The following is a 21,907-nucleotide window of genomic DNA, read 5'->3' as shown; positions in this document are numbered from 1 at the left end:
TGTTATCCTTAGAGTTATTTGTTAACTTTGCGCCCTACTACGAACGTTATGAAACAACGATATAGCAAAATACTTATACTGTTCTTACTCGTATTGGCAGCTTCAAATGCTTTTGCGCAGCAAATAAAAGGGGTAGTCACTGATTCAGTTACCCACGAGCCATTGATGTATATCTCTGTTTACTATCAGGAAAAGAGAGATATGGGTACCATCACCAATATTGACGGAGAATACAGTCTTGAAGCCCGCAGAAACGGAGGAACTCTTGTGTTCTCTGCTGTAGGTTATATCAGTAAAACAGTTAGAGTCGGTTCCAACAATCAGACGGTAAACGTTAAGCTGGCTCCGGATAATGTGCTCCTGAACGAGGTTGTTGTGAAACCTCAAAAGGAAAAATACTCCCGTAAGAACAACCCGGCAGTCGAATTCATGAAGAAAGTAATCGAACACAAAAAGGCACAAGTCCTTGAAGTGAATGAATACTATCAGTACGACAAGTACGAGAAAATGAAGATGTCTATCAACGACCTCACGCCGGAAAAACTAGAAAAAGGAATCTACAAGAAATATTCATTCCTAAAAGATCAGGTGGAAGTTTCGGAAACAACCAACAAATTGATTCTCCCGATTTCCGTACAGGAGACGGCTTCACAAACTATCTATCGCAAAAATCCTGAAAGCAAGAAAACGCTTATCAAAGGTAAAAACTCCAACGGTATCGATGAATTCTTCTCCACAGGAGATATGCTCGGCACTGTATTGAAAGACGTATTTGCCGACATCAATATCTACGACGACGATATCCGGTTGCTCCAACAGCGTTTCGTTAGTCCTATCGGTAACAATGCCATCTCATTTTATAAATATTATCTGATGGACACATTGATGGTAAACAAGCGCGAATGTGTTCACCTCACGTTTGTTCCGCAAAACTCGCAGGACTTTGGATTCACCGGACATCTTTATGTATTGAACGACTCCACTTATGCCGTTCAGAAATGTACGATGAACCTGCCTAAAAAGACTGGAGTAAACTTCGTCAACCGTATGGACATCGTGCAACAATACGAGCAACTCCCTAACGGAAACTGGGTGTTAGCGGATGATGACATGACCGTAGACCTATCCTGGAATTCCAACAAAACAGCAGGCGGATTGCAGGTGGAACGAACTACGAAGTATAGTAATTATAAATTCGATCCTATCGAACAACGACTGTTCCGATTGAAAGGCAGCGTGATAAAAGAAGCGGATATGCTTTCGAAAAGCGATGAGTATTGGGCGAGTGTTCGTCAAGTACCGCTGACGAAGAAAGAAAGTTCGATGGATGTATTCGTCAACCGCCTCGAACAGATACCGGGATTCAAATACATCATCTTCGGAGCGAAAGCGCTGATTGAAAACTTTGTAGAAACAGGAAGCAAAGGCCATCCGAGCAAAGTGGATATCGGTCCTATCAACACCATGATTTCAAGCAACTACATTGATGGTACCCGTTTCCGGTTAAGCGGCATGACAACTGCTCATTTCCATAAACACTGGTTCTTGAACGGATACGGAGCTTACGGTCTGAAAGACGAACGCTGGAAATATAGCGGTACGGTGACTTATTCGTTCAATAAACGCGATTATGTTGTCTGGGAATTCCCGAAACATTATCTTTCGGCTTCGTACAGTTATGACGTAATGTCTCCGATGGATAAATTCCTGTTCACAGATAAAGACAATATCTTCCTGTCGGTAAAAACAACGACAGTAGACCAGATGTCGTATATGCGCGATGCCACCATTAATTATGAACTTGAAACGCTGACAGGATTCGGAGTGAAAGCCATGCTGCGCCATCGTAACGACGAGCCTACCGGCAAACTGGAATATCTGCGCAATGATGCCGCGCAAACCCGTGTGCATGATGTCACGACTTCGGAAGCGAGTCTGACACTGCGTTATGCTCCGGGTGAATCATTTGTCAACTCCAAACAACGCCGCGTACCTGTATCGCTGGATGCTCCTATCTTTACCCTGACTCATGCCATGGGTTTCAAAGGAGTACTAGGTGGAGATTACAGTTTTAACCGTACGGAAGCAAGTGTATGGAAACGTTTCTGGCTCCCCGCTTCCTGGGGAAAGATTGATTGTAGCTTAAAAGCAGGCGCAGAATGGAACACAGTTCCTTTCCCGTTGTTGATTTTGCCGGAAGCTAACTTGTCCTACATCACCCAGCGCGAAACGTTCAACTTGATTAATAACATGGAATTCCTGAACGACCGTTACGCTTCCATGTCATTATCTTATGATATGAATGGAAAACTATTCAACCGTATTCCTCTTATCAAGAATTTGAAATGGAGGGAAATGTTCCGCGTACGTGCTTTGTGGGGAACATTGACAGATAAGAATAATCCGTTTAAGAGCAACAATCCCGATTTGTTCCGTTTCCCGACACGCGACGGTAAGTTCACCAGTTTCGTGATGGACCCGAAAGTGCCTTATATTGAAGGAAGTGTAGGTATCTACAACATTTTCAAGTTGCTGCACGTTGAATATGTACATCGTTTCACTTATCGTGATAATCCGGGTATCAACAAAAACGGTATTCGTTTCATGGTATTAATGGTATTCTAAAAAATTATGCAACCTTTAGCAGAACGGTTACGGCCAAAAACTTTGGATGAATATATCGGTCAGAAACATTTAGTTGGACCGGGAGCCATCTTGCGGAAGATGATTGACGCAGGACGCATCTCTTCTTTTATTCTCTGGGGACCTCCCGGAGTAGGTAAAACGACTCTTGCACAGATCATCGCCAACAAACTGGAAACGCCTTTCTATACTTTGAGTGCTGTGACCTCCGGTGTGAAGGATGTGCGCGAAGTGATAGACCGTGCCAAGAGCAACCGTTTCTTTTCGCAGTCCAGCCCGATTCTGTTTATCGATGAAATCCATCGGTTCAGCAAGTCACAGCAGGATTCACTGTTGGGAGCTGTAGAGAACGGAACAGTCACGCTGATTGGTGCAACAACGGAAAATCCGTCGTTCGAAGTCATCCGCCCTCTCCTATCCCGTTGCCAGCTTTATGTACTCAAATCTTTGGAAAAAGAAGATTTGCAGGAACTTCTGCAACGTGCCATCACTACGGATGCCATACTGAAGGAACGAAAAATTGAATTGAAAGAAACAACAGCTATGCTGCGCTTCTCCGGTGGAGATGCCCGCAAACTGCTTAATATATTGGAACTTGTTGTGCAATCGGAGACGGAGGAAACAGTTGTCATCACCGATGAAATGGTGACCGAACGCTTACAACAGAATCCACTGGCTTATGATAAGGATGGAGAGATGCATTATGACATTATCTCGGCTTTCATCAAGTCTATTCGCGGTAGCGATCCTGACGGAGCGATCTACTGGCTTGCCCGTATGGTGGAAGGAGGCGAAGATCCTGCTTTCATTGCCCGTCGGCTTGTGATCTCGGCTTCCGAAGATATCGGACTTGCCAACCCGAATGCGTTGCTTATCGCCAATGCATGCTTTGATACATTGATGAAGATCGGTTGGCCCGAAGGACGGATTCCTTTGGCCGAAGCGACGATATATCTAGCTACCAGTCCTAAAAGTAATTCGGCATACAGTGCAATTAACGATGCATTAGAGCTAGTCCGGTCAACCGGTAATCTGCCTGTGCCCTTGCATCTGCGCAATGCTCCGACCAAACTGATGAAACAGTTGGGATACGGACAGGAATATAAATATGCGCACAGCTATGAAGGTAACTTTGTCAAACAGCAATTTCTTCCGGACGAGCTGAAAGACAAACGGATATGGCAACCGCAAAACAATCCGGCAGAACAGAAACATGCCGAGCGAATGATACAGTTGTGGGGAGACAAATTTAAGAAATAAGTGTTCGTAAAATAAGTCACTCCCTTCTGTAAGAGAAGCTAAAAGCAAAATAAAGCAGTAGGAAACATTGTAACATATTAATAATATTGAAATTGAAATGAAGATTGTAGTTTTAGACGGCTATGCCGCCAATCCCGGAGATTTATCCTGGGAAGGTATGAAGGTGCTTGGAGAATGTACAATTTATGATCGTACAGCTCCGGAAGAGGTATTAGAACGTGCAGCCGGTGCAGAAGCAATTCTGACTAACAAGGTAATCATCAATGCAGACCACATGGCTGCACTGCCCGAACTGAAATATATCGGTGTGTTGGCTACCGGATATAATGTGGTAGACACAGCTGCTGCAAAAGAACGAGGAATCGTCGTTACTAATATTCCTTCATACAGCACCGCTTCCGTTGCTCAAATGGTATTTGCGCATATCCTGAACATCACTCAACAAGTGCAACACCATTCTGAAGAAGTGCATAAAGGTCGTTGGGCTAACAACAAGGATTTCTGTTTTTGGGATACTCCGTTGATGGAACTGCGGGAAAAGAAAATCGGTCTGGTAGGACTGGGAAATACCGGATATACCACAGCGCGCGTTGCCATCGGTTTCGGTATGCAAGTGTATGCATTGACTTCCAAATCTCACTTCCAGTTGCCACCGGAAATCAAGAAGATGGATTTAGATCAGTTGTTCAGCGAATGTGATATTATCAGTTTGCACTGCCCGCTTACTCCGGAGACACGCGAAATGGTAAATGCACGCCGTCTGGGTATGATGAAGCCGACAGCTATTTTAATCAACACCGGTCGCGGCCTGCTTATCAACGAACAAGACCTTGCAGACGCTTTGAACAGTGGCAAGATTTATGCAGCCGGAGTAGACGTGCTTTCTACTGAACCGCCTTGTGCCGACAATCCATTACTAACTGCGAAGAACTGCTACATCACTCCGCACATTGCCTGGGCAACCATCGAGGCTCGTGAACGTCTGATGAATATTGCAATCAGTAACCTTCAGGCTTACATTGCCGGAAAACCGGAGAATATAGTCAATAAATAAAAAGCGATATATCCGAAAAGATAGAAAAGGCTTATATATAAAAACTCCCCTCATTTAACTTCTCTACCATGACATAGAGAATTAAATAAGGGGAGTTTATTTGTTCCTACAAGAATCTCAATTCGAAATTCTATGTGGACAAAGTATCAATATGAGTGTCCTCCTTCATCCATTTCTTTCTCGGTAATTTTGTGACGATCGATACTACGCCAAGCATAGAAAATATATGCAATTACGAATGGAACAAGAATAGAGACATAGGCCATTGTCTTTAGTGTAAATTCGCTGGAACAGCTATTGGCTAAAGTTAATGAGCTTTGCAGGTCTGTATATGACGGATAATAAGCGGTATTGTTGTACCCTGCTACCAGCAATAAAGATAAAACAGTCAGTACCGTACCGATTCCCGTAAACCAGATTCCTTTATCAAACGTCTTTTTAAGCAATGTCTTTCCAATGCCGAAAAGAACCAGTACCACACCAATCAGGAATAAAGCCAGCACTACCGGCATTTCGATAAAGTTAGTGAGATACTTATATGGCTGCATATAAATTTCCTGTGTATCCGGATTAACGGCAAAGCCATCAGATACCAATGTACGAATGACAAATGCCAAAAAGAATACAAGGAACAAGACTGTATTATTGCGTACTGCACGACGACATTTATCAGTCAGCTCTTTATCATCAATATTATTAATGAAATAGAGAGATCCCAACACACGGGCAAGGAAGAATACAGCCAATCCAAGAATAACATTCCAAATGTTGGTCAGTGCATCCAATCCGTGCCAGCCATTTCCCCAATGACTGATTACCGGCATAATGGTATCTGTCATATTGGCCTTATTAATATAGAAATCAGAACCGGTAAAGAAAGTAGCCACTGCCCCACCAAGTAACACAGGACCTACCACTCCATTAATCACCAAAAAAGTCCGGTATGTCTTTTTACCTAACAGATTTCCGGCTTTACTCTGAAACTCATAACTGACAGCCTGCAATACAAAACTGAAAAGTATAATCATCCAAAGCCAATATGCACCGCCGAAACTGGTACTGTAAAACAAGGGGAAAGAAGCGAAGAAAGCTCCTCCAAATGTAACCAATGTAGTAAACGTAAACTCCCACTTACGTCCGGTAGAATTCACCATCATCTTACGATGTTCTTCGGTTTTACCCAAGCAGAACAACAAAGAATTACCTCCTTGTACAAACAATAAGAACACGAGTATGGCTCCTAACAAGGAAACGACAAGCCACCAATATTGCTGTAAAAATATATACATATAGCTAAAATATTAAGTAATAAGTAATAGGTAATTATCAATTCTCCGGTCCTTTTTTGATAGCCTTTACCATAATTCCGACACCTGCAATCAGCATCACTGTAAACAGGAGCAGGAAGATAAAGAAAGTCGTTTGTACAGAGCTTACATCCAGTTTGGAGATGGCAGCCATTGTCGGCAACATATCACGGATAGCCCACGGTTGACGCCCACATTCGGCAACCACCCATCCGGCTTGTCCGGCGATGTATCCCAAAGGAATTGTCAGCAGAGCAATCCAGTGCATCCAACGCATCTGGCTTAAATCTTTCTTATAGATAAAGAAGAGAACGACAATAAAGAACAGGATGAAGTATCCGCCCAAGATTACCATTACACGGAACGCATAAAAGTTCAGAGGAACATTCGGAACCAGTTGGTTCACATCTTTGATATATCCGTAACCGAAATATGGAATATTTTCCTGTAATACTTTATATGCAATTTGAGCATCCTCCTCATGTCCTGCACTCTTTGCTGCACGATAGGCAGCCAATGCACCGATAGCCGTTTTTCCACGTTCTATCTTCTCGGCAGCAGAAAGAGCTGTCGATCCGTCTTTCTGTTGATAACCACCCTCGATGATATTTGTAATACCAGGAACGTAGCCGTCTACATTACGTTCTGCAAGGAAAGAAAGCATGCTGGGGATTTCAAAACGGAAGAGGAAAGGATCTTTCCCATCGTTGTAAGTCTTCTTTTCCGGGTTCAACACTCCTATTCCAACCAGACCTACATTAGTGCCGCCTTCATACAGACCTTCCACAGCAGCCAGTTTCATCGGTTGCGTCTGGGCAATCTGATAACCGGAACCATCACCTGTCCAAACAGAAAGCAACGATGCTACTAATCCGAAAATCGCCCCAATCTTGATGCTGGCAAGCGCAAACTCACGATTACGTTTCTTCAGCAGATACCAACAACTGATGCCGACTACAAAAATAGCACCCAGCACCCAGCCGGACAATACCGTATGGAAGAATTTATTGACCGCTACAGGTGATGTAGCCACTGCCCAGAAATCTACCATCTCATTACGAACTGTATCAGGATTGAATTCCATGCCTACCGGATGCTGCATCCATGCGTTGGCAACGAGAATCCACCAGGCAGAAATCGTAGCTCCCAAGCCTGTGAGCCAGGTAGAAGTCAAATGGAAACGTTTACTTACTTTGCCCCACCCAAAGAACATGACGGCGATAAATGTGGCTTCCATAAAGAATGCCAAAATACCTTCAATAGCCAACGGAGCACCGAAGATATCTCCTACAAACCACGAATAATTGCTCCAGTTCGTACCGAACTCAAACTCCAGAATCAAACCGGTTGCCACACCAATGGCAAAGTTTATACCGAAGAGTTTCATCCAAAACTGGGCAGTCTTTTTCCAAAATTCATTGCCTGTTTTATAATACAGCGTCTCCATGATTCCCATCACCACTGCCAGTCCGAGTGTGAGAGGAACAAAAATCCAGTGGTACATGGCTGTCATCGCAAATTGGGCTCTCGACCAATCGATCAGCGAGGTGTCAATACTTTCAATCATAATCCTATGTAGTTTAAGAGTTAAAAATCAGTAGATTTACCGGGGATGGCACGTTCTATCAGTTCGTTTCCCACGTATGTTCCCTTGTCATCATCCGTAGGATGGTCACGAAGGAAATCAGGGAAAAAGAACATTTTAAGGATGAAGAACATAACGAATAATTTCAGCAGAATGATAACCCACAGGGTACGCCCCAAGGTCATACTACGGAAGCCCTCCAAATAGAAGTTCCAGATCGTAAGCAGTGTATTCTTCATATGTTGACGTTATAATTTGTAATGAGTACAAATATACATTTTTTATAATTAAAACAAACAACTAGTCAAAAAAGTTGTGTGATTTGTTGTGTTTTTCTTCAAAAACCTGCCTATCGACAGAAAAAAAACATTTAACGGCGAAATTACGTCATCCGTCTATCGTTTTTGCGGCATATATAATATGTACGTACCTTCGCTAACAGTAAATCAATAGAAGTATGAATATGATAAATGTAAGAAGATTGACAGTGATGACATTTCTTGGAGCAGGTATGCTGTCCGGCATATCTGCCCAAGTTTCTCCGCTGCAAGTCGATACGCTGAAAGAAACGAAAATTCCGGCTCAATGGGATTTGCAGTCATGCATCGACTACGCAAAAGAGCAGAACATCACGATTCGCAAGAACCGGATCACTGCGGCCAGCACGCAGATTGATGTGAAGACAGCTAAGGCTGCCTTGTTTCCCAGTCTTTCGTTCTCTACCAGCCAGCAGGTGGTGAATCGTCCGTATCAGGAGACGAGTAGTCGGGTAAGCGGCAGCGAAATTATCAGTAGCAATAGTAAAACGAGCTACAATGGTAATTATGGACTGAATGCGTCGTGGACTCTATATAATGGTAATAAAAGACTGAAAACCATCCAACAGGAAAAGTTGAACAATCAGGTAGCCGAACTGGACGTAGCGACTTCCGAAAATAACATTCAGGAATCTATCGCCCAAGTGTATATCCAGATTCTTTATGCGGCCGAGTCTGTCAAAGTAAACGAAAGTACCCTGCAAGTCTCTATTGCGCAGCGTGACCGCGGACAGGAACTTCTGAACGCCGGAAGTATTGCCAAAAGCGACTTCGCCCAATTGGAAGCACAGGTGAGCACAGACCGATACCAACTTGTCACAGCGCAAGCCACTCTTGAAGATTACAAATTACAACTGAAACAATTGCTCGAACTGGATGGGGAGAATGAAATGAACATCTACCTCCCTGCCCTGTCCGACGAAAATGTACTGGCTCCGTTGCCTACCAAAAAAGATGTGTACATTAGTGCATTGAGTCTTCGCCCGGAGATTGAAGCTAGCAAACTTAATGTAGAGGCTTCCGAACTGGGTATCGGTATTGCCAAATCAAGTTATTTGCCCACAATCAGCCTTAGCGCAGGAATCGGAACCAACCACACCAGCGGCAGCGACTTCACTTTCGGAGAGCAAGTGAAAAACGGATGGAACAATTCGATCGGATTGTCTGTCAGTGTGCCGATCTTCAATAACCGTCAAACTAAAAGTGCCGTACAGAAAGCAAAATTGCAATACGAGACGAGCATGTTATCCTTGCTTGACGAACAAAAGGCTCTGTACAAGACCATCGAAGGACTCTGGCTGGATGCTAACAGTGCACAGCAACGTTATGCAGCAGCAAACGAGAAGTTGAAGAGTACGCAAATCAGCTATGAGTTGATTAGCGAACAGTTTAATCTGGGAATGAAGAATACCATAGAACTTCTTACTGAAAAGAACAACTTGCTACAAGCACAGCAGGAACAGCTTCAAGCCAAATATATGGCCATACTGAATACGCAGTTGCTGAAGTTCTATCAGGGAGATCAATTAGCATTATAAATAAAAGCATAATAAACGAATGAAAACGAAAAAGATTATCTTAATCGCTGTGGCAGTCGTTGTGGTAGCAGGTGCAGGAATCTGGTTCTTTGCAGGTTCACCGGCCAAGCACAAAGTCACCTACGCCACTGCCAACGTGAGCAAAGGCGATATTTCAAATTCGGTCACTGCTACCGGAACCATCGAACCGGTGACGGAAGTAGAAGTCGGTACGCAGGTTTCCGGTATCATCGACAAGATTTACGTAGATTACAACTCGGTAGTAACCAAAGGACAGTTGATTGCCGAAATGGACCGTGCCACATTGCAAAGTGAACTGGCATCACAACAGGCAACGTACGATGGTGCAAAAGCCGAATATGAATATCAGAAGAAGAATTATGAACGTAGCAAAGGCTTACACGAAAAGTCACTGATTAGTGATACGGATTTCGAACAGGCCCTTTACAACTATCAGAAAGCGAAAAGTAGCTATGATAGCAGTAAGGCATCGCTCGCAAAAGCAGAACGTAACCTGGCTTATGCTACTATCACCTCACCGATTGACGGAGTAGTCATCAGCCGTGATGTGGAAGCTGGACAAACCGTTGCTTCCGGATTCGAAACTCCGACACTGTTCACCATTGCTGCCGACCTGACACAGATGCAGGTAGTAGCCGATGTGGATGAAGCTGATATAGGCGGTGTAGTAGAAGGCCAGCGTGCCAGCTTCACGGTAGATGCTTATCCGAATGATGTATTCGAAGGCGTAGTTACACAAATTCGTCTGGGAGATGCAAGCAGTACGAGCAGTACGAGCACCACCACTACAGTAGTTACTTATGAAGTTGTAATCTCTGCTCCCAACCCTGATTTGAAACTGAAACCTCGTTTGACAGCTAATGTCACGATCTATATTCTTGATAAAAAGGATGTGTTGTCTGTCCCGAACAAAGCACTGCGATTCACACCTGAAAAACCGTTAATCGGTAATAATGACATCGTAAAAGATTGCGAAGGCGAACATAAACTCTGGACTCGTGAAGGAACCACATTCACCGCTCATCCGGTAGAAGTAGGAATCAGCAACGGTATATCTACAGAAATTATCAGTGGCATTTCCGAAGGAACAAAAGTAGTGACCGAAGCTACCATAGGAGCAATGCCCGGTGAAAATGTGGCTGCTGAAGGAAATCAGGAAAGTGGCGGAGAAAGAAGTCCGTTCATGCCTGGCCCTCCGGGAAGTAAGAAGAAAAAATAATTATTCAATGTGCCAATCCGTTATTGGCACATTAACACATTATTTACGATGAAAAAAGTAATTGAAATACAAAATATCAAACGTAACTTTCAGGTAGGCGACGAAACCGTCCACGCATTGCGGGGCGTTTCGTTCAATATCAATGAAGGAGAGTTTGTTACCATCATGGGGACTTCCGGTTCGGGAAAATCCACGCTGCTTAATATATTAGGCTGCCTGGACACCCCGACCAGTGGAGAATATCTGCTCGACGATATTCCTGTACGTACGATGAGCAAGCCTCAACGTGCAGTACTAAGAAACCGGAAGATTGGCTTCGTGTTCCAAAGCTACAACTTGTTACCTAAAACGACGGCTGTAGAAAATGTGGAACTACCGCTTATGTACAACTCTGCCGTGAGCGCTTCCGAACGCCGTCGCCGTGCCATCGAATCCCTACAAGCTGTAGGATTGGGAGACCGTCTGGAACATAAATCCAACCAGATGTCCGGTGGACAGATGCAACGCGTTGCCATCGCACGCGCATTGGTCAACAATCCGGCAGTGATTCTTGCCGACGAAGCGACCGGAAACCTCGATAGCCGTACCTCTTTCGAGATACTTGTACTGTTTCAAAAGCTTCATGCAGAGGGACGTACGATTATCTTTGTAACACATAATCCCGAACTTTCGCAATATAGCAGCCGGAATATCCGTCTGCGTGACGGTCAGGTTATAGAAGATACAACCAATCCGAAAATTCTGTCTGCTGCCGAAGCGCTGGCCGCATTGCCGAAAAACGACGAGGATTAATAATTATTCAATGTGCCGATATACTAATGTGCCGATTGGCTGTACAATAAACAAGTTGGGAGAGTATACCTTCAGGAAATTGCCCCATTAGTATATGGACAAATTAGCAAATTATTCATTATGAATGGAACTAATTTATTTAAGATAGCTCTCCGGGCATTGGCGAACAATAAGCTGCGTGCTTTTCTAACCATGCTCGGTATCATTATCGGTGTTGCTTCCGTCATCACGATGCTGGCTATCGGACAAGGTTCGAAGAAAAGCATCCAGCAGCAGATTTCCGAAATGGGATCGAACATGATTATGATTCATCCAGGAGCTGATATGCGCGGAGGTGTCCGGCAGGACCCGTCTGCTATGCAAACGTTGAAGCTTGCCGACTACGAAGCCTTGCGTGATGAGACAAGTTTCCTGTCCGCCATCAGTCCCAATGTTTCATCATCGGGGCAACTCATTGCCGGAAACAACAACTACCCAGCTTCCGTGAACGGTGTCGGAACAGAATACCTCGACATCCGCCAGCTGACTGTTGAAAACGGAGAGATGTTCACAGAGGCCGACATACAGAGTTCGGCGAAAGTATGTGTGATTGGAAAGACTATAGTAGACAATCTTTTTCCGGACGGAAGTGATCCGGTAGGTAAGATTATTCGTTTCAGTAAAATACCGCTTCGTGTGGTAGGTGTGCTTAAAGCCAAAGGCTACAACTCCATGGGACAAGACCAGGATGCAGTAGTGCTTGCACCATACACCACAGTGATGAAACGTCTGCTTGCCGTTACGTATTTGCAGGGAGTGTTTGCCTCTGCCCTTACCGAAGATATGACGGATTATGCTACTGACGAAATCAGTACGATCCTCCGTCGCAACCATAAGCTGAAAGCTTCGGATGACGATGATTTCACCATCCGTACCCAACAGGAATTGAGTACAATGCTCAACTCAACCACCGATTTGATGACAACCCTGCTGGCTTGTATCGCAGGTATTTCATTGGTAGTAGGTGGTATCGGAATTATGAATATCATGTATGTATCCGTTACGGAACGTACCCGTGAAATCGGTCTGCGTATGTCTGTCGGTGCACGTGGAGTCGATATTCTAAGCCAATTCCTTATCGAGGCCATCATGATTAGTATCACGGGAGGTATCATCGGAGTGATTATCGGTTGCGGGGCTAGCTGGATTGTCAAGAGCGTAGCGCATTGGCCTATCTATATCCAGCCGTGGAGTGTATTCCTTTCCTTCGCAGTATGTACCGTTACGGGCGTCTTCTTCGGATGGTATCCGGCTAAGAAAGCAGCTGATTTAGACCCGATAGAAGCCATCAGATACGAATAATTGATTGACAACCGTCGGTTGTCAATTAAAAAAATTATCTTTGTCTTTATGAAACAAACCTTTACATCCGCACGTCGTCCCCTGGAGATACTGATACACATTATCAGCTGGGGGATTATGTTCGGTTTCCCGTTCTTCTTCGTTGAACGTGGAAACGGGAACATTAACTGGATGGCCTATATACGCCATCTTGCTGTACCACTCTCTTTTATGATTGCGTTCTACGTGAATTATTTCATTCTTGTTCCCCGTTATCTGTTTCAGAGTCAGGCCAAAAGATATATCGTCTACAACATTATCTTTTTATGTGTCATCGGCATTTTGTTACATCTCTGGCAAAGCCTGACATTCGATCCGTCATTTGCACCCAAAGCCAAAAGACCGGGTATGCCTCCGGGATGGCTATTCTTCCTTAGAGATATGTTGAGCCTCGTATTTACTATCGGCCTAAGTGCCGCTATCCGTATGAGCGCGCGATGGACGCAAAATGAAGCTGCCCGCAAAGAGGCGGAACGAAACCGTGCGGAAGCGGAACTGAAAAATCTGCGAAACCAACTGAACCCTCACTTTCTGCTGAATACCCTGAATAATATCTATGCACTGATTGCATTTGATTCGGACAAAGCGCAACAAGCAGTTCAGGAGTTGAGCAAACTGCTTCGTTATGTGTTATATGATAACCAACAAACGTACGTTCCTCTCTGTAAAGAGGTTGATTTTATCCGAAATTACATTGAACTGATGCGCATCCGCCTGTCGGCCAATGTACAGATGATTACTAAATTTGATATTCAGCCTGACAGTCAGACGCTTATTGCTCCGCTTATCTTTATCTCATTGATAGAGAATGCTTTCAAGCATGGCATCTCCCCTACTGAATCGAGTTTCATCAGTATTCATCTTTCGGAGAATGATAAGGAAGTGATTTGCGAAATTCGCAACAGTAATCATCCAAAGACAGTGGAGGATAAAAGTGGCTCGGGTGTGGGACTGGAGCAAGTCAGCCGCCGGTTGGAGATTCTTTATCCCGGGGCTTATACCTGGTCGAAAGGTATCTCAAAAGATGAAAAAGTATATGAATCGAAATTAAGTATCAAGATCAGAGAGTAGATTTCAAAACATTGAATATAAAAACTTTAGATATAAAATAGTATGATGTTACGTTGTGCAATTGTTGACGATGAGCCGTTAGCTCTTAGCTTGTTAGAGAGTTACGTGAATAAAACCCCGTTCCTGCAACTCGTAGGAAAGTATTCCAGTGCGGTTCAGGCAATGAAAGAATTGCCTGGCGAAGAGGTCGATCTCCTGTTTCTGGACATCCAGATGCCGGAGCTTAATGGTTTGGAGTTTTCGAAGATGGTAGATCCGCACACCCGCATTGTGTTTACTACCGCTTTCGGACAGTATGCCATCGACGGTTATCGTGTCAATGCACTCGATTACCTGCTGAAACCAATCTCCTACGTCGATTTCCTGCAAGCTGCCAACAAGGCCCTTCAATGGTTCGAACTTGTACAGAAACCGGAAGAGATAGACAGTATTTTTGTGAAAAGTGACTACAAACTGGTGCAAGTGGACTTGAAGAAAATCATGTATATCGAAGGACTGAAAGATTATATTAAAATATATACGGAAGATGCTTCCAAACCTATTCTATCACTGATGAGTATGAAAGCAATGGAGGAACTTTTACCTTCCAGCCGTTTCATACGCGTGCACCGCTCATTCATCGTACAAAAAGATAAGATACGTGTGATCGATCGCGGGCGTATTGTTTTTGACAAGACATATATTCCTATCAGCGATAGTTACAAGCAAGTTTTTCAGACTTTTCTTGACGAAAGGAGCTAATTATTCATGAATTTATCGGTAAAAAAGTGAATTTTGTCGATTATAGTTTGCCAAAACCCGTTTTATATCTACCTTTGCAACGAACAGAAAGGGATTGTGAAATTCCAAGAATAGAATAGTTTAGTTAAGTCTAGTTTAGTTTTTGTGTTGATCGGAAGCCTGCGAGCGAGCATGAGCTTCCGATTTTTATTTTACTGATATACAGCATATTAAAAGCACAATCGAACTATTTTTCTTATCAATTAGTAGTCTATATTAGAGAACAAAAACGTCACTTTTGACGCTATAAAATGGTCGGATTATGGTCGGAAAATTCCCCGATTAGAATCTGATTATAAGCAAATTACAATAGGATGTTAAAAAAATAATGGTCGAAAACGCCATTTTTACCCTAAAAACACAAATTATGGCTACATTAACATTGGTAATAGTTCCCGCAAAGAAGTTATCAGACGGGACACACAAAATAAGAATTCGAGTCGCACACAACTCTGAAACGAGATTCATCACCACGGATATAGTGGTAAGAGAAAACGAGTTTAAGAACGGGAAAATAGTACACCGTCCAGACAAGGATTTTCTCAATACAAAATTACAGCAGCTATACAACCTTTATTTCAAGCGATACATGGAACTGGACTACCCTGATTCGCTCACGTGCACGCAATTAGTCAAAATGATAACTAACCCATTAAACGGAGAAAAGCACCGTAAGTTCGAGGATGTCGTGGATGAATATCTGTCCCAAATAGATGAAGAAGAACGTACCAAGACATACAAACTCTATCGGCTGGCCACAAACAAGTTTATGCAATTCATCGGGAACGGTTCTCTCATGGAACATATTACCCCTATCAGAATGAACCAGTACATATCATGGCTCAAAAAGACAAAGCTGTCAAGCACCACAATCAACATCTACATAACCCTGCTAAAGGTTATTATCAACTATGCCATAAAGATGAAATACGTTACCTACGATATCGACCCTTTCATCACAGCCAAGATTCCATCAACCCAAAAGAGAGAAACCCAAATTACAGTGGAAGAACTCAAAACAATCAGAGATGCAAATTTAGAGCATTACAATCTCAACGTAACACGGGACATTTTCATGCTTACTTATTATCTTGCCGGCATGAACCTAGTAGACATACTAGCATACGATTTCCGGACGGATGAAATAAACTACATCCGGAAAAAGACCAAAAACACCAAAGAAGGGGACTCCCTGATTTCCTTTTCCATTCCCGAAGAAGCAAAGCCCATTATAAAAAAGTATATGAAAAAGAATACAGGGAAAATCATATTCGGGAAATACAAGAACTATACCTCCTGCTATAACCTGCTGGCCAGGAAAATCAGTCAATTAGGCAAGGTGGCAGGAATCAGGCATAAATTCACCCTATATTCAGCCCGCAAATCTTTCGTCCAACATGGATATGACCTGGGAATTCCTCTTAGTACACTGGAATACTGTATCGGGCAATCAATGAAAGAAGATAGACCAATCTTCAACTATGTCACAATAATGAGAAAACACGCTGATAAAGCAATCAGGGAAATACTTGACAACTTGAAAAATGAATAATCACATATAAAATAAATCACTAAGAATTTGCACAATAACCAAATGCTTATTATCTTTGTAGTGTCAAATAAGAGTTCTTAATTTTAATGTTTAACTGATGAAAGATGAAGAAAAAAAAGAATTAGAACAAGAGTATGAGAATTTAAAACTTCTCGCTTCATTTCACGAGGCCTATGGGGTTCCTGAAAATGCCAAAGAACGGGAAACGCTTATAAATGACATACTCGATCGGATGAACGAAATCCAAGAGAAATTAAAAAAGTTGTAATTAACATCCCTCCCTTCGGGGAGGGACAAACATTAAAAGCTATGATAGATTGGAATGATTGCCTGCCAACAAAAGAAATGCAGGCTGACTTTGAAAGATTCAAAGAACTAAAAACCACAGAAGAAAAAGAAGCTTTCAAAAAGGAAATGCAGGATAAATATAATAAACTACCGGAAGCCCAAAAGGAAGCCTACAAAAAAGCATCTGAAGCTGGGCTAAAAGCAACGGTAAATGCCTGCAATGATTATATAGAAAGAGTGGAAGAAGCCATATTACGTGATAAACTTGGAGAATTGCCCGAAGCAATCTCATTCAGTTATATTGCAAAGAAATATTTTGGTAAAAGTAGAAACTGGCTATACCAACGTATTAACGGAAATATAGTCAACGGGAAAAAGGCTCGCTTTACTGACAATGAACTCAAAACGTTCCTGAACGCTTTGAACGATGTTAGCGAAATGATTCATCAGACATCATTAAAGATCAGTTAAGCTCTTATTTGACACCATCCCTGCATTTGAGCCGATGCAGGGATTTTTATTGCTTTATCAAAAAATAGTAGTATCTTTGCAACATCAAGATAATACGGACATAATTCGGATTATTTTGGTTTGACTTTGGTGAGGGGGTGGTTCCCCTCACTTTTTTTATGCCCCTACCGAACTTTTCATTTATATGTTAGTACTATCTTATGTAAGCCTTCTTGAGAGTGTGTTGATTGTGTGTGTTGTTGATCGGAAGGATTACAAAACAAAGAGGTAGCTTATTCGGCTACCTCTATTTTATTATTTTCTAATTTCAAACGGAATTCTTGAAGTTTAGATTAAAAGAAACTTATTTTCTTTCAAATCGGCTCAAAAGTTTTATTTTAGAAAAATAATCATTCCAATACTCATTTGATGATTGAGGATTAGTTCTGTCATTGTATAAATAAATACGATTAATTTTCCCATCAGTATCTCTCTCTACAAACTTTTCATCTCCTGCAATTTCAAAAAGCTTCTTTTCTGTTACTTTCTCATACTCTGTATGGATGGGAATATTCCCAAAAGCATTATCAGAATTTATATCTACCGGAGAATCCTCTCTTTCATTCCATCCAAGAGGTAAATACTCCCGGTTGAAAGCAGACCATCTACCTTTAGAATCTCGGACAATGCCATAAGGAAGATTAATTCTAAAAAAATCAGTTAGTGCCATGATGCATTTTTTTTTATTAATAATTATGTAAACTGTAATACAAAGATAACATATTGTTAGTCATTAGCACTTCGTTAGTACACCAAATTCATGATATTAATAAAAAAAGCCCTGACTACACTTAGTCAAGGCTCATCCTTTTTGGAGTAAATAACGTATTATCTCTCAAACCCAAAATCTAGCAAATCTTCCACGTAGAGAGATGATACAACAGACATCCACGTCTGTACACAAATATAGGAATTATAAATGAGATGAGCAAAAGAAAAGCCCCGAATCAGTAAGACGCGAGGCTAAATATCCTATAATACAAAATACTCATCATTCCTCTTTCTTCGTATTTTCCTTTAGATCCTCAGCAATTGAAGTTAAATTCATTGTTGGAATATTGACAGCATCAATCCCTGATAATACTGTTAATGAAGAAACATATGCTCTAACATAAGGAAATATTATTGCTGGAGCATTTTTATAAAACATATCACTTAACGTTTTCTGAGTAATATCTGAAGAAAATTCATACGTGGCAACTACTTGCACAAAAATCTTTAATGCTTTATTTTCGTCTACAATCTTTGTAATCAATGTCAATTCAAACAGATTGTCTTTTTTAATAAGCCCTTTAACATCAAAACCAATATTTCGCTCTGAACTGACTTCCTCTCCATTATAATCAAATATGGATTTATCAATTACATAATTTTTAAGTCTAAACTTAGACACAATCGCTTTTCTTTCCATTTTCTTATTATTTAAGCGGCCAAATCAAAATTGTAATTATCCCACTTCTTACAAGTTGCAAAGATACCAGATTCTATTTTCTTAAAATTATCATCCTTAAAATCAAGAATATAATCCTCTAAGTCAAGAATAAAGCTGTCATCTTTAATCCATTCAATATTTTTTTGTCTAACTTGCCCAATAACAACTGCATTTTCTGAGCATCTATAAAATTCTGTTCCATTTGAGAATATTACAGACTCATTAAACTTTTGCTCAAAATCACAAGAAAAGTTATACTCTTCATTAGCATATTCTTCACTTCGTTCTATAGAATTTGCTGGGAGAACTTCAATACAATATGCAAGTAATTTATGAGAATATTCATAACGAAAAGTAATCCAATCAAACTTGGCTATCATTTCATTGAGCCATGCAGCAATGTATTCTTTTTCATTCATAAAACAAACTCCTTTTTTATTTTTTTTATTAGCGCATCAGCCTGTTCATACATCCCAAGACTATCAACATCCTCAATTTCATCTTCTAAGTAATCAGCTTTCCTTCTAAGGGCCTTGGCTGCATCAAATGATCTTTTAATTGATTCTTTAGTTTGGATACTCCTTAATTGATATAATATCTCATCTCGAATATATATATGACTGTCTTTATCCTTTGGCTCATTTTGCTTTTCATAACTAATATGGCACTTTTCGTTAAGTGCATATTTCATTATTTGCAATACAGCATAATAAGAGCAATGTACGCTAGAAGTAAACTTCTTATTATCATTAAGAAGTTTTGCGGCTTCTAAGTTCTCTTCTGACTTATACTTAATGAGACTCATTAATTAATAACAACTTCTACTGAAACTTTGTTTTAAACAGATTTATCGAATTAGCTTTATCGCTACTTTTGTTGCGACAAAGCTAAACATTTAATTTTTAAGAAACAAATTTGATTTTTCAAGGATATTTTGTACAAAACTTATACGCATGGATGATTGATTGATTGATTGATGAGTTAAAAACGACGTATAATCCTGTTATTCAAATAAGTACAGACTTTATTTATCCCTATAAATGAATAATATATTCACCTTGTTACTGACGTAGTGTTAATACATTTTTAACATAAAAACATCGCAATCATCGTTAATATTGATGCATTACTGTCACAAATGTGTAGCAAGAAATCAAAAAGCTTGTGATTCACAAAGATCTCTAATCAAGTGCTATTTTATTTTAGACCTATATACCATCCAACCAACAATAAACAAACCTATTATCCCTATATACACTTTATCCTTATGTAAATCCCACCATGATAGTTCTACGACAGTTTCTTTTTGATTCAGCAAAACATTAACCTTATTACTAATAGTATCAAGTCGATTCGAGAACTGCTGCAAAGTAATGGATAATGTTTCATCAACTTCTGTTCTTTCCTGATCCTGCTTGGATGCAGTAGTAGTACTTTCTTTAATCGGATATTGCTTTCCAGTTGAATCCGGAGACGACAAGTAAACTGTTTTATTCTCAATCTTCAAATCACTCAATTTGTCAGTAGTAATCTTGGTTTGCTTATTCACATCCAACCGTAGTGATTCTATCAAGTTTTGCAGATACAAGAAATCCCCTGAATAGTCAATCTGCTTCTCCGTCTCCATGTTCCGAGAAGTCTTACAAGAAGTAAACCATATTCCCGACATCAGGAATATGGTTATATAAATCAAGGCTTTCATAATCCCAGGTATTTAACGATTCCTTCAATATGTATCTGAGCAACTGCATCTTTACCCTCCCGAGACAAAAGGTACTCAACGTCCTCTTTATTGTCCTGGAAGAAGTTCTCTGTTAATACAGCCGGACAATTAGTATCCCGACAGATGGCAAGATTCTGTTCCCAGTATTCCCGTCCGGGCATCTGCTTTCGGACGGGAACCGGAATACATTCTGCTACTTGTCCCAGGCAGTCTGCTAATTTTTTGCTGTTACTAGAAGCATTATTCGATACAAACACGCTCCAACCTTTTGCGCTCATCCAAGAACTACCATTGCCGGCTGCATTACAATGAATAGATACAAGGATAGCTTTTTTACCTGCTTCCTTGTAAATAGCATTAGCCCGTCGGCATCGCTCAGACAATGGAACATCTGTATCCTCTTTAACGATGCGCTCGGCATCAATTCCCAACTTGCGCAATCCTACTACTACCATATCGGCAATCTCTCTTGAATACGCCCACTCTCTCAATCTTCCGTCCGGTGAACGTTTACCAGGTGTATTTTCACCGTGACCATTATCAATCAATACTTTCATATCTTTTCCTCTTTATCTAATTCGTTCTCGATTCTATCAATAATTCCCTGTACATGTGTAGGCGTGGCCCGTTTAAATTCAAAGCGTATTACATGATAGATAATACGAAACCCTTTGTTTTTAGGATAAGCAATAATTAGATTCTTAAATGCGTTCTGAAGATACACATAAGAGAACACATACGTAATAGTCTTAATAACTAACAATGAGTTCTCACCGTCTCCTATCAAGGTCATAAAGGAGAAGACTACCTCAATGATTATAAGATAGAGGAGAAGTTCGACCAAGGCATTTTTAAACTTATCCCACTTAAAGTTTTTACAACGTATAATTGAAACACCATCAGCCCTCATTCCGCACCAAATATTAAATCCAAACATTACAACTAATGCTATAAGAAAACCTTTAGTCGGCGTTAAATAAGCAAGAAGAGAACTGAACATCGAAACGAAAATAATTCGTATCTGGTCTACATTAAATAACTCATATAACCATCTCATAATATTAATCATAAAGTTACTACCAATATTGAAAACACAGTAATCAGCCCAGGAAGCAAAACAGTAGCTAATGCGTCAAGCCAATCAAAGATGAACCCGCACTTTTTCTGAATGTACTCAACCACTATTGCGGCAATGGCGGTTGTCGTTAAAGAAACAATAGCAGATTTACAGAAATCAATGCCTAATAGAAGGAAACAGAAAACAAGCATTACAACAAAGACGAACATCCCGGCTTTGACGTGTGCCGGTCGGTTAGATTGCAAAAGCCAATCATACAATACTTTTATACCCATACTCATAGCGTTTAATTATTAATAAAATATTCTGTATGGAACAAATGTATTGAGTATAATAACGAGTTTTACAAAAATGGAA

The 21,907-nt window shown here is 41.1% G+C and carries 23 protein-coding genes; 12 read left to right on the top strand and 11 right to left on the bottom strand.

Annotated elements, in window-relative coordinates; translation table 11 throughout:
- Positions 1-48 precede the first annotated feature (48 nt).
- From Bovatus_RS02240 to Bovatus_RS02230, 3 genes are all read left to right on the top strand, one after another.
- A complete protein-coding gene (locus Bovatus_RS02240) occupies positions 49-2,625 on the top strand; it encodes a DUF5686 and carboxypeptidase-like regulatory domain-containing protein (RefSeq protein WP_004300339.1) in 2,577 nt (858 codons plus the stop codon).
- A 6-nt stretch (positions 2,626-2,631) separates the two neighbouring features.
- A complete protein-coding gene (locus Bovatus_RS02235) occupies positions 2,632-3,903 on the top strand; it encodes a replication-associated recombination protein A (protein WP_004300338.1) in 1,272 nt (423 codons plus the stop codon).
- Positions 3,904-4,000: 97 nt separating this feature from the next.
- Positions 4,001-4,957, top strand: a complete 957-nt coding sequence (locus Bovatus_RS02230; protein WP_004300337.1) for a D-2-hydroxyacid dehydrogenase — start codon at positions 4,001-4,003, stop codon at positions 4,955-4,957.
- A gap of 146 nt (positions 4,958-5,103) precedes the next feature.
- Here the strand turns inward: Bovatus_RS02230 and cydB are convergent, their stop codons facing one another.
- From cydB to Bovatus_RS02215, 3 genes are read right to left on the bottom strand one after another with little or no spacing between them, the layout of a single operon-like run.
- On the bottom strand, positions 5,104-6,246 hold the full coding sequence (gene cydB / locus Bovatus_RS02225) for a cytochrome d ubiquinol oxidase subunit II (RefSeq protein ID WP_004300336.1): 1,143 nt from the start codon (positions 6,244-6,246) through the stop codon (positions 5,104-5,106).
- A 37-nt stretch (positions 6,247-6,283) separates the two neighbouring features.
- Positions 6,284-7,831 carry a cytochrome ubiquinol oxidase subunit I gene (locus Bovatus_RS02220; RefSeq protein WP_004300335.1) on the bottom strand — a complete coding sequence of 516 codons (1,548 nt, stop codon included), beginning with the start codon at positions 7,829-7,831 and terminating at the stop codon, positions 6,284-6,286.
- Between the two features lie 20 nt (positions 7,832-7,851).
- The gene (locus tag Bovatus_RS02215) at positions 7,852-8,088 is read right to left on the bottom strand and encodes a DUF4492 domain-containing protein (protein WP_004300334.1); all 237 of its coding nucleotides are present in this window, start codon (positions 8,086-8,088) and stop codon (positions 7,852-7,854) included.
- A 218-nt stretch (positions 8,089-8,306) separates the two neighbouring features.
- Between Bovatus_RS02215 and Bovatus_RS02210 the strand changes: the two genes are divergently transcribed.
- From Bovatus_RS02210 to Bovatus_RS02175, 9 genes are all read left to right on the top strand, one after another.
- Positions 8,307-9,704: a TolC family protein gene (locus tag Bovatus_RS02210; protein WP_004300332.1), complete on the top strand. Its 1,398-nt coding sequence runs from the start codon at positions 8,307-8,309 to the stop codon at positions 9,702-9,704.
- 19 nt (positions 9,705-9,723) lie between these two features.
- Positions 9,724-10,944, top strand: coding sequence for an efflux RND transporter periplasmic adaptor subunit (locus Bovatus_RS02205; protein ID WP_004300331.1), 1,221 nt, complete (start codon positions 9,724-9,726; stop codon positions 10,942-10,944).
- Positions 10,945-10,992: 48 nt separating this feature from the next.
- The gene (locus Bovatus_RS02200) at positions 10,993-11,736 is read left to right on the top strand and encodes an ABC transporter ATP-binding protein (RefSeq protein ID WP_004300330.1); all 744 of its coding nucleotides are present in this window, start codon (positions 10,993-10,995) and stop codon (positions 11,734-11,736) included.
- A gap of 120 nt (positions 11,737-11,856) precedes the next feature.
- A complete protein-coding gene (locus Bovatus_RS02195; protein WP_004300329.1) occupies positions 11,857-13,077 on the top strand; it encodes an ABC transporter permease in 1,221 nt (406 codons plus the stop codon).
- Positions 13,078-13,125: 48 nt separating this feature from the next.
- Complete coding sequence (locus Bovatus_RS02190; RefSeq protein ID WP_004306368.1) at positions 13,126-14,187, top strand: sensor histidine kinase; 1,062 nt, start codon at positions 13,126-13,128, stop codon at positions 14,185-14,187.
- A 42-nt stretch (positions 14,188-14,229) separates the two neighbouring features.
- Positions 14,230-14,928 carry a LytR/AlgR family response regulator transcription factor gene (locus tag Bovatus_RS02185; RefSeq protein ID WP_004300327.1) on the top strand — a complete coding sequence of 233 codons (699 nt, stop codon included), beginning with the start codon at positions 14,230-14,232 and terminating at the stop codon, positions 14,926-14,928.
- Positions 14,929-15,295: 367 nt separating this feature from the next.
- Positions 15,296-16,519 carry a tyrosine-type recombinase/integrase gene (locus Bovatus_RS02180; RefSeq protein ID WP_004300326.1) on the top strand — a complete coding sequence of 408 codons (1,224 nt, stop codon included), beginning with the start codon at positions 15,296-15,298 and terminating at the stop codon, positions 16,517-16,519.
- 97 nt (positions 16,520-16,616) lie between these two features.
- Entirely contained in the window at positions 16,617-16,787 is a 171-nt protein-coding gene (locus Bovatus_RS25415) for a hypothetical protein (RefSeq protein WP_004300325.1), read from the top strand.
- Positions 16,788-16,828: 41 nt separating this feature from the next.
- Entirely contained in the window at positions 16,829-17,278 is a 450-nt protein-coding gene (locus Bovatus_RS02175) for a DUF5053 domain-containing protein (protein ID WP_004300324.1), read from the top strand.
- A 343-nt stretch (positions 17,279-17,621) separates the two neighbouring features.
- Here Bovatus_RS02175 and Bovatus_RS02170 read toward each other — a convergent pair whose 3' ends face one another.
- The 8 genes from Bovatus_RS02170 to Bovatus_RS02135 form a co-directional block, all read right to left on the bottom strand.
- Positions 17,622-17,987, bottom strand: coding sequence for a hypothetical protein (locus tag Bovatus_RS02170; RefSeq protein WP_004300323.1), 366 nt, complete (start codon positions 17,985-17,987; stop codon positions 17,622-17,624).
- Between the two features lie 321 nt (positions 17,988-18,308).
- The gene (locus Bovatus_RS02165) at positions 18,309-18,728 is read right to left on the bottom strand and encodes a protein-export chaperone SecB (RefSeq protein WP_004300320.1); all 420 of its coding nucleotides are present in this window, start codon (positions 18,726-18,728) and stop codon (positions 18,309-18,311) included.
- Positions 18,729-18,739: 11 nt separating this feature from the next.
- Positions 18,740-19,168, bottom strand: a complete 429-nt coding sequence (locus Bovatus_RS02160) for a hypothetical protein (protein WP_004300319.1) — start codon at positions 19,166-19,168, stop codon at positions 18,740-18,742.
- Complete coding sequence (locus Bovatus_RS02155; RefSeq protein ID WP_004300317.1) at positions 19,165-19,554, bottom strand: hypothetical protein; 390 nt, start codon at positions 19,552-19,554, stop codon at positions 19,165-19,167. The genes Bovatus_RS02160 and Bovatus_RS02155 overlap by 4 nt, the downstream gene beginning before the upstream one ends.
- Positions 19,555-19,941: 387 nt before the next feature.
- Positions 19,942-20,451, bottom strand: a complete 510-nt coding sequence (locus tag Bovatus_RS02150; protein WP_004300316.1) for a hypothetical protein — start codon at positions 20,449-20,451, stop codon at positions 19,942-19,944.
- Positions 20,448-21,029 carry an N-acetylmuramoyl-L-alanine amidase gene (locus tag Bovatus_RS02145; protein WP_004300315.1) on the bottom strand — a complete coding sequence of 194 codons (582 nt, stop codon included), beginning with the start codon at positions 21,027-21,029 and terminating at the stop codon, positions 20,448-20,450. The genes Bovatus_RS02150 and Bovatus_RS02145 overlap by 4 nt, the downstream gene beginning before the upstream one ends.
- Positions 21,026-21,529, bottom strand: coding sequence for a hypothetical protein (locus tag Bovatus_RS02140; protein ID WP_224440796.1), 504 nt, complete (start codon positions 21,527-21,529; stop codon positions 21,026-21,028). Before Bovatus_RS02140 ends, Bovatus_RS02145 begins: the two co-directional genes overlap by 4 nt.
- 8 nt (positions 21,530-21,537) lie before the next feature.
- Positions 21,538-21,825 carry a hypothetical protein gene (locus Bovatus_RS02135; protein WP_004300312.1) on the bottom strand — a complete coding sequence of 96 codons (288 nt, stop codon included), beginning with the start codon at positions 21,823-21,825 and terminating at the stop codon, positions 21,538-21,540.
- Between the last annotated feature and the right edge of the window lie 82 nt (positions 21,826-21,907).

The sequence above is a fragment of the Bacteroides ovatus genome (genome assembly GCF_001314995.1).
GTDB classification, from domain to species: Bacteria; Bacteroidota; Bacteroidia; order Bacteroidales; family Bacteroidaceae; genus Bacteroides; species Bacteroides ovatus.
The sequence above is the reverse complement of the archived record's forward strand: the minus strand, read 5'-3'. Positions and strand labels throughout refer to the sequence as shown.

Coding starts and splice junctions, on each gene's coding strand:
- Bovatus_RS02140 (WP_224440796.1), bottom strand. CDS start 21,529: ATGAGATGGTTATATGAGTTATTTAATGTAGACCAGATACGAATTATT.
- Bovatus_RS02220 (WP_004300335.1), bottom strand. CDS start 7,831: ATGATTGAAAGTATTGACACCTCGCTGATCGATTGGTCGAGAGCCCAA.
- Bovatus_RS02185 (WP_004300327.1), top strand. CDS start 14,230: ATGATGTTACGTTGTGCAATTGTTGACGATGAGCCGTTAGCTCTTAGC.
- Bovatus_RS02195 (WP_004300329.1), top strand. CDS start 11,857: ATGAATGGAACTAATTTATTTAAGATAGCTCTCCGGGCATTGGCGAAC.
- cydB (WP_004300336.1), bottom strand. CDS start 6,246: ATGTATATATTTTTACAGCAATATTGGTGGCTTGTCGTTTCCTTGTTA.
- Bovatus_RS02240 (WP_004300339.1), top strand. CDS start 49: ATGAAACAACGATATAGCAAAATACTTATACTGTTCTTACTCGTATTG.
- Bovatus_RS02155 (WP_004300317.1), bottom strand. CDS start 19,554: ATGAGTCTCATTAAGTATAAGTCAGAAGAGAACTTAGAAGCCGCAAAA.
- Bovatus_RS02215 (WP_004300334.1), bottom strand. CDS start 8,088: ATGAAGAATACACTGCTTACGATCTGGAACTTCTATTTGGAGGGCTTC.
- Bovatus_RS02200 (WP_004300330.1), top strand. CDS start 10,993: ATGAAAAAAGTAATTGAAATACAAAATATCAAACGTAACTTTCAGGTA.
- Bovatus_RS02175 (WP_004300324.1), top strand. CDS start 16,829: ATGATAGATTGGAATGATTGCCTGCCAACAAAAGAAATGCAGGCTGAC.
- Bovatus_RS02190 (WP_004306368.1), top strand. CDS start 13,126: ATGAAACAAACCTTTACATCCGCACGTCGTCCCCTGGAGATACTGATA.
- Bovatus_RS02235 (WP_004300338.1), top strand. CDS start 2,632: ATGCAACCTTTAGCAGAACGGTTACGGCCAAAAACTTTGGATGAATAT.
- Bovatus_RS02145 (WP_004300315.1), bottom strand. CDS start 21,029: ATGAAAGTATTGATTGATAATGGTCACGGTGAAAATACACCTGGTAAA.
- Bovatus_RS02210 (WP_004300332.1), top strand. CDS start 8,307: ATGAATATGATAAATGTAAGAAGATTGACAGTGATGACATTTCTTGGA.
- Bovatus_RS02150 (WP_004300316.1), bottom strand. CDS start 20,451: ATGAAAGCCTTGATTTATATAACCATATTCCTGATGTCGGGAATATGG.
- Bovatus_RS02165 (WP_004300320.1), bottom strand. CDS start 18,728: ATGGAAAGAAAAGCGATTGTGTCTAAGTTTAGACTTAAAAATTATGTA.
- Bovatus_RS02230 (WP_004300337.1), top strand. CDS start 4,001: ATGAAGATTGTAGTTTTAGACGGCTATGCCGCCAATCCCGGAGATTTA.
- Bovatus_RS02170 (WP_004300323.1), bottom strand. CDS start 17,987: ATGGCACTAACTGATTTTTTTAGAATTAATCTTCCTTATGGCATTGTC.
- Bovatus_RS25415 (WP_004300325.1), top strand. CDS start 16,617: ATGAAAGATGAAGAAAAAAAAGAATTAGAACAAGAGTATGAGAATTTA.
- Bovatus_RS02160 (WP_004300319.1), bottom strand. CDS start 19,168: ATGAATGAAAAAGAATACATTGCTGCATGGCTCAATGAAATGATAGCC.
- Bovatus_RS02135 (WP_004300312.1), bottom strand. CDS start 21,825: ATGGGTATAAAAGTATTGTATGATTGGCTTTTGCAATCTAACCGACCG.
- Bovatus_RS02180 (WP_004300326.1), top strand. CDS start 15,296: ATGGTCGAAAACGCCATTTTTACCCTAAAAACACAAATTATGGCTACA.
- Bovatus_RS02205 (WP_004300331.1), top strand. CDS start 9,724: ATGAAAACGAAAAAGATTATCTTAATCGCTGTGGCAGTCGTTGTGGTA.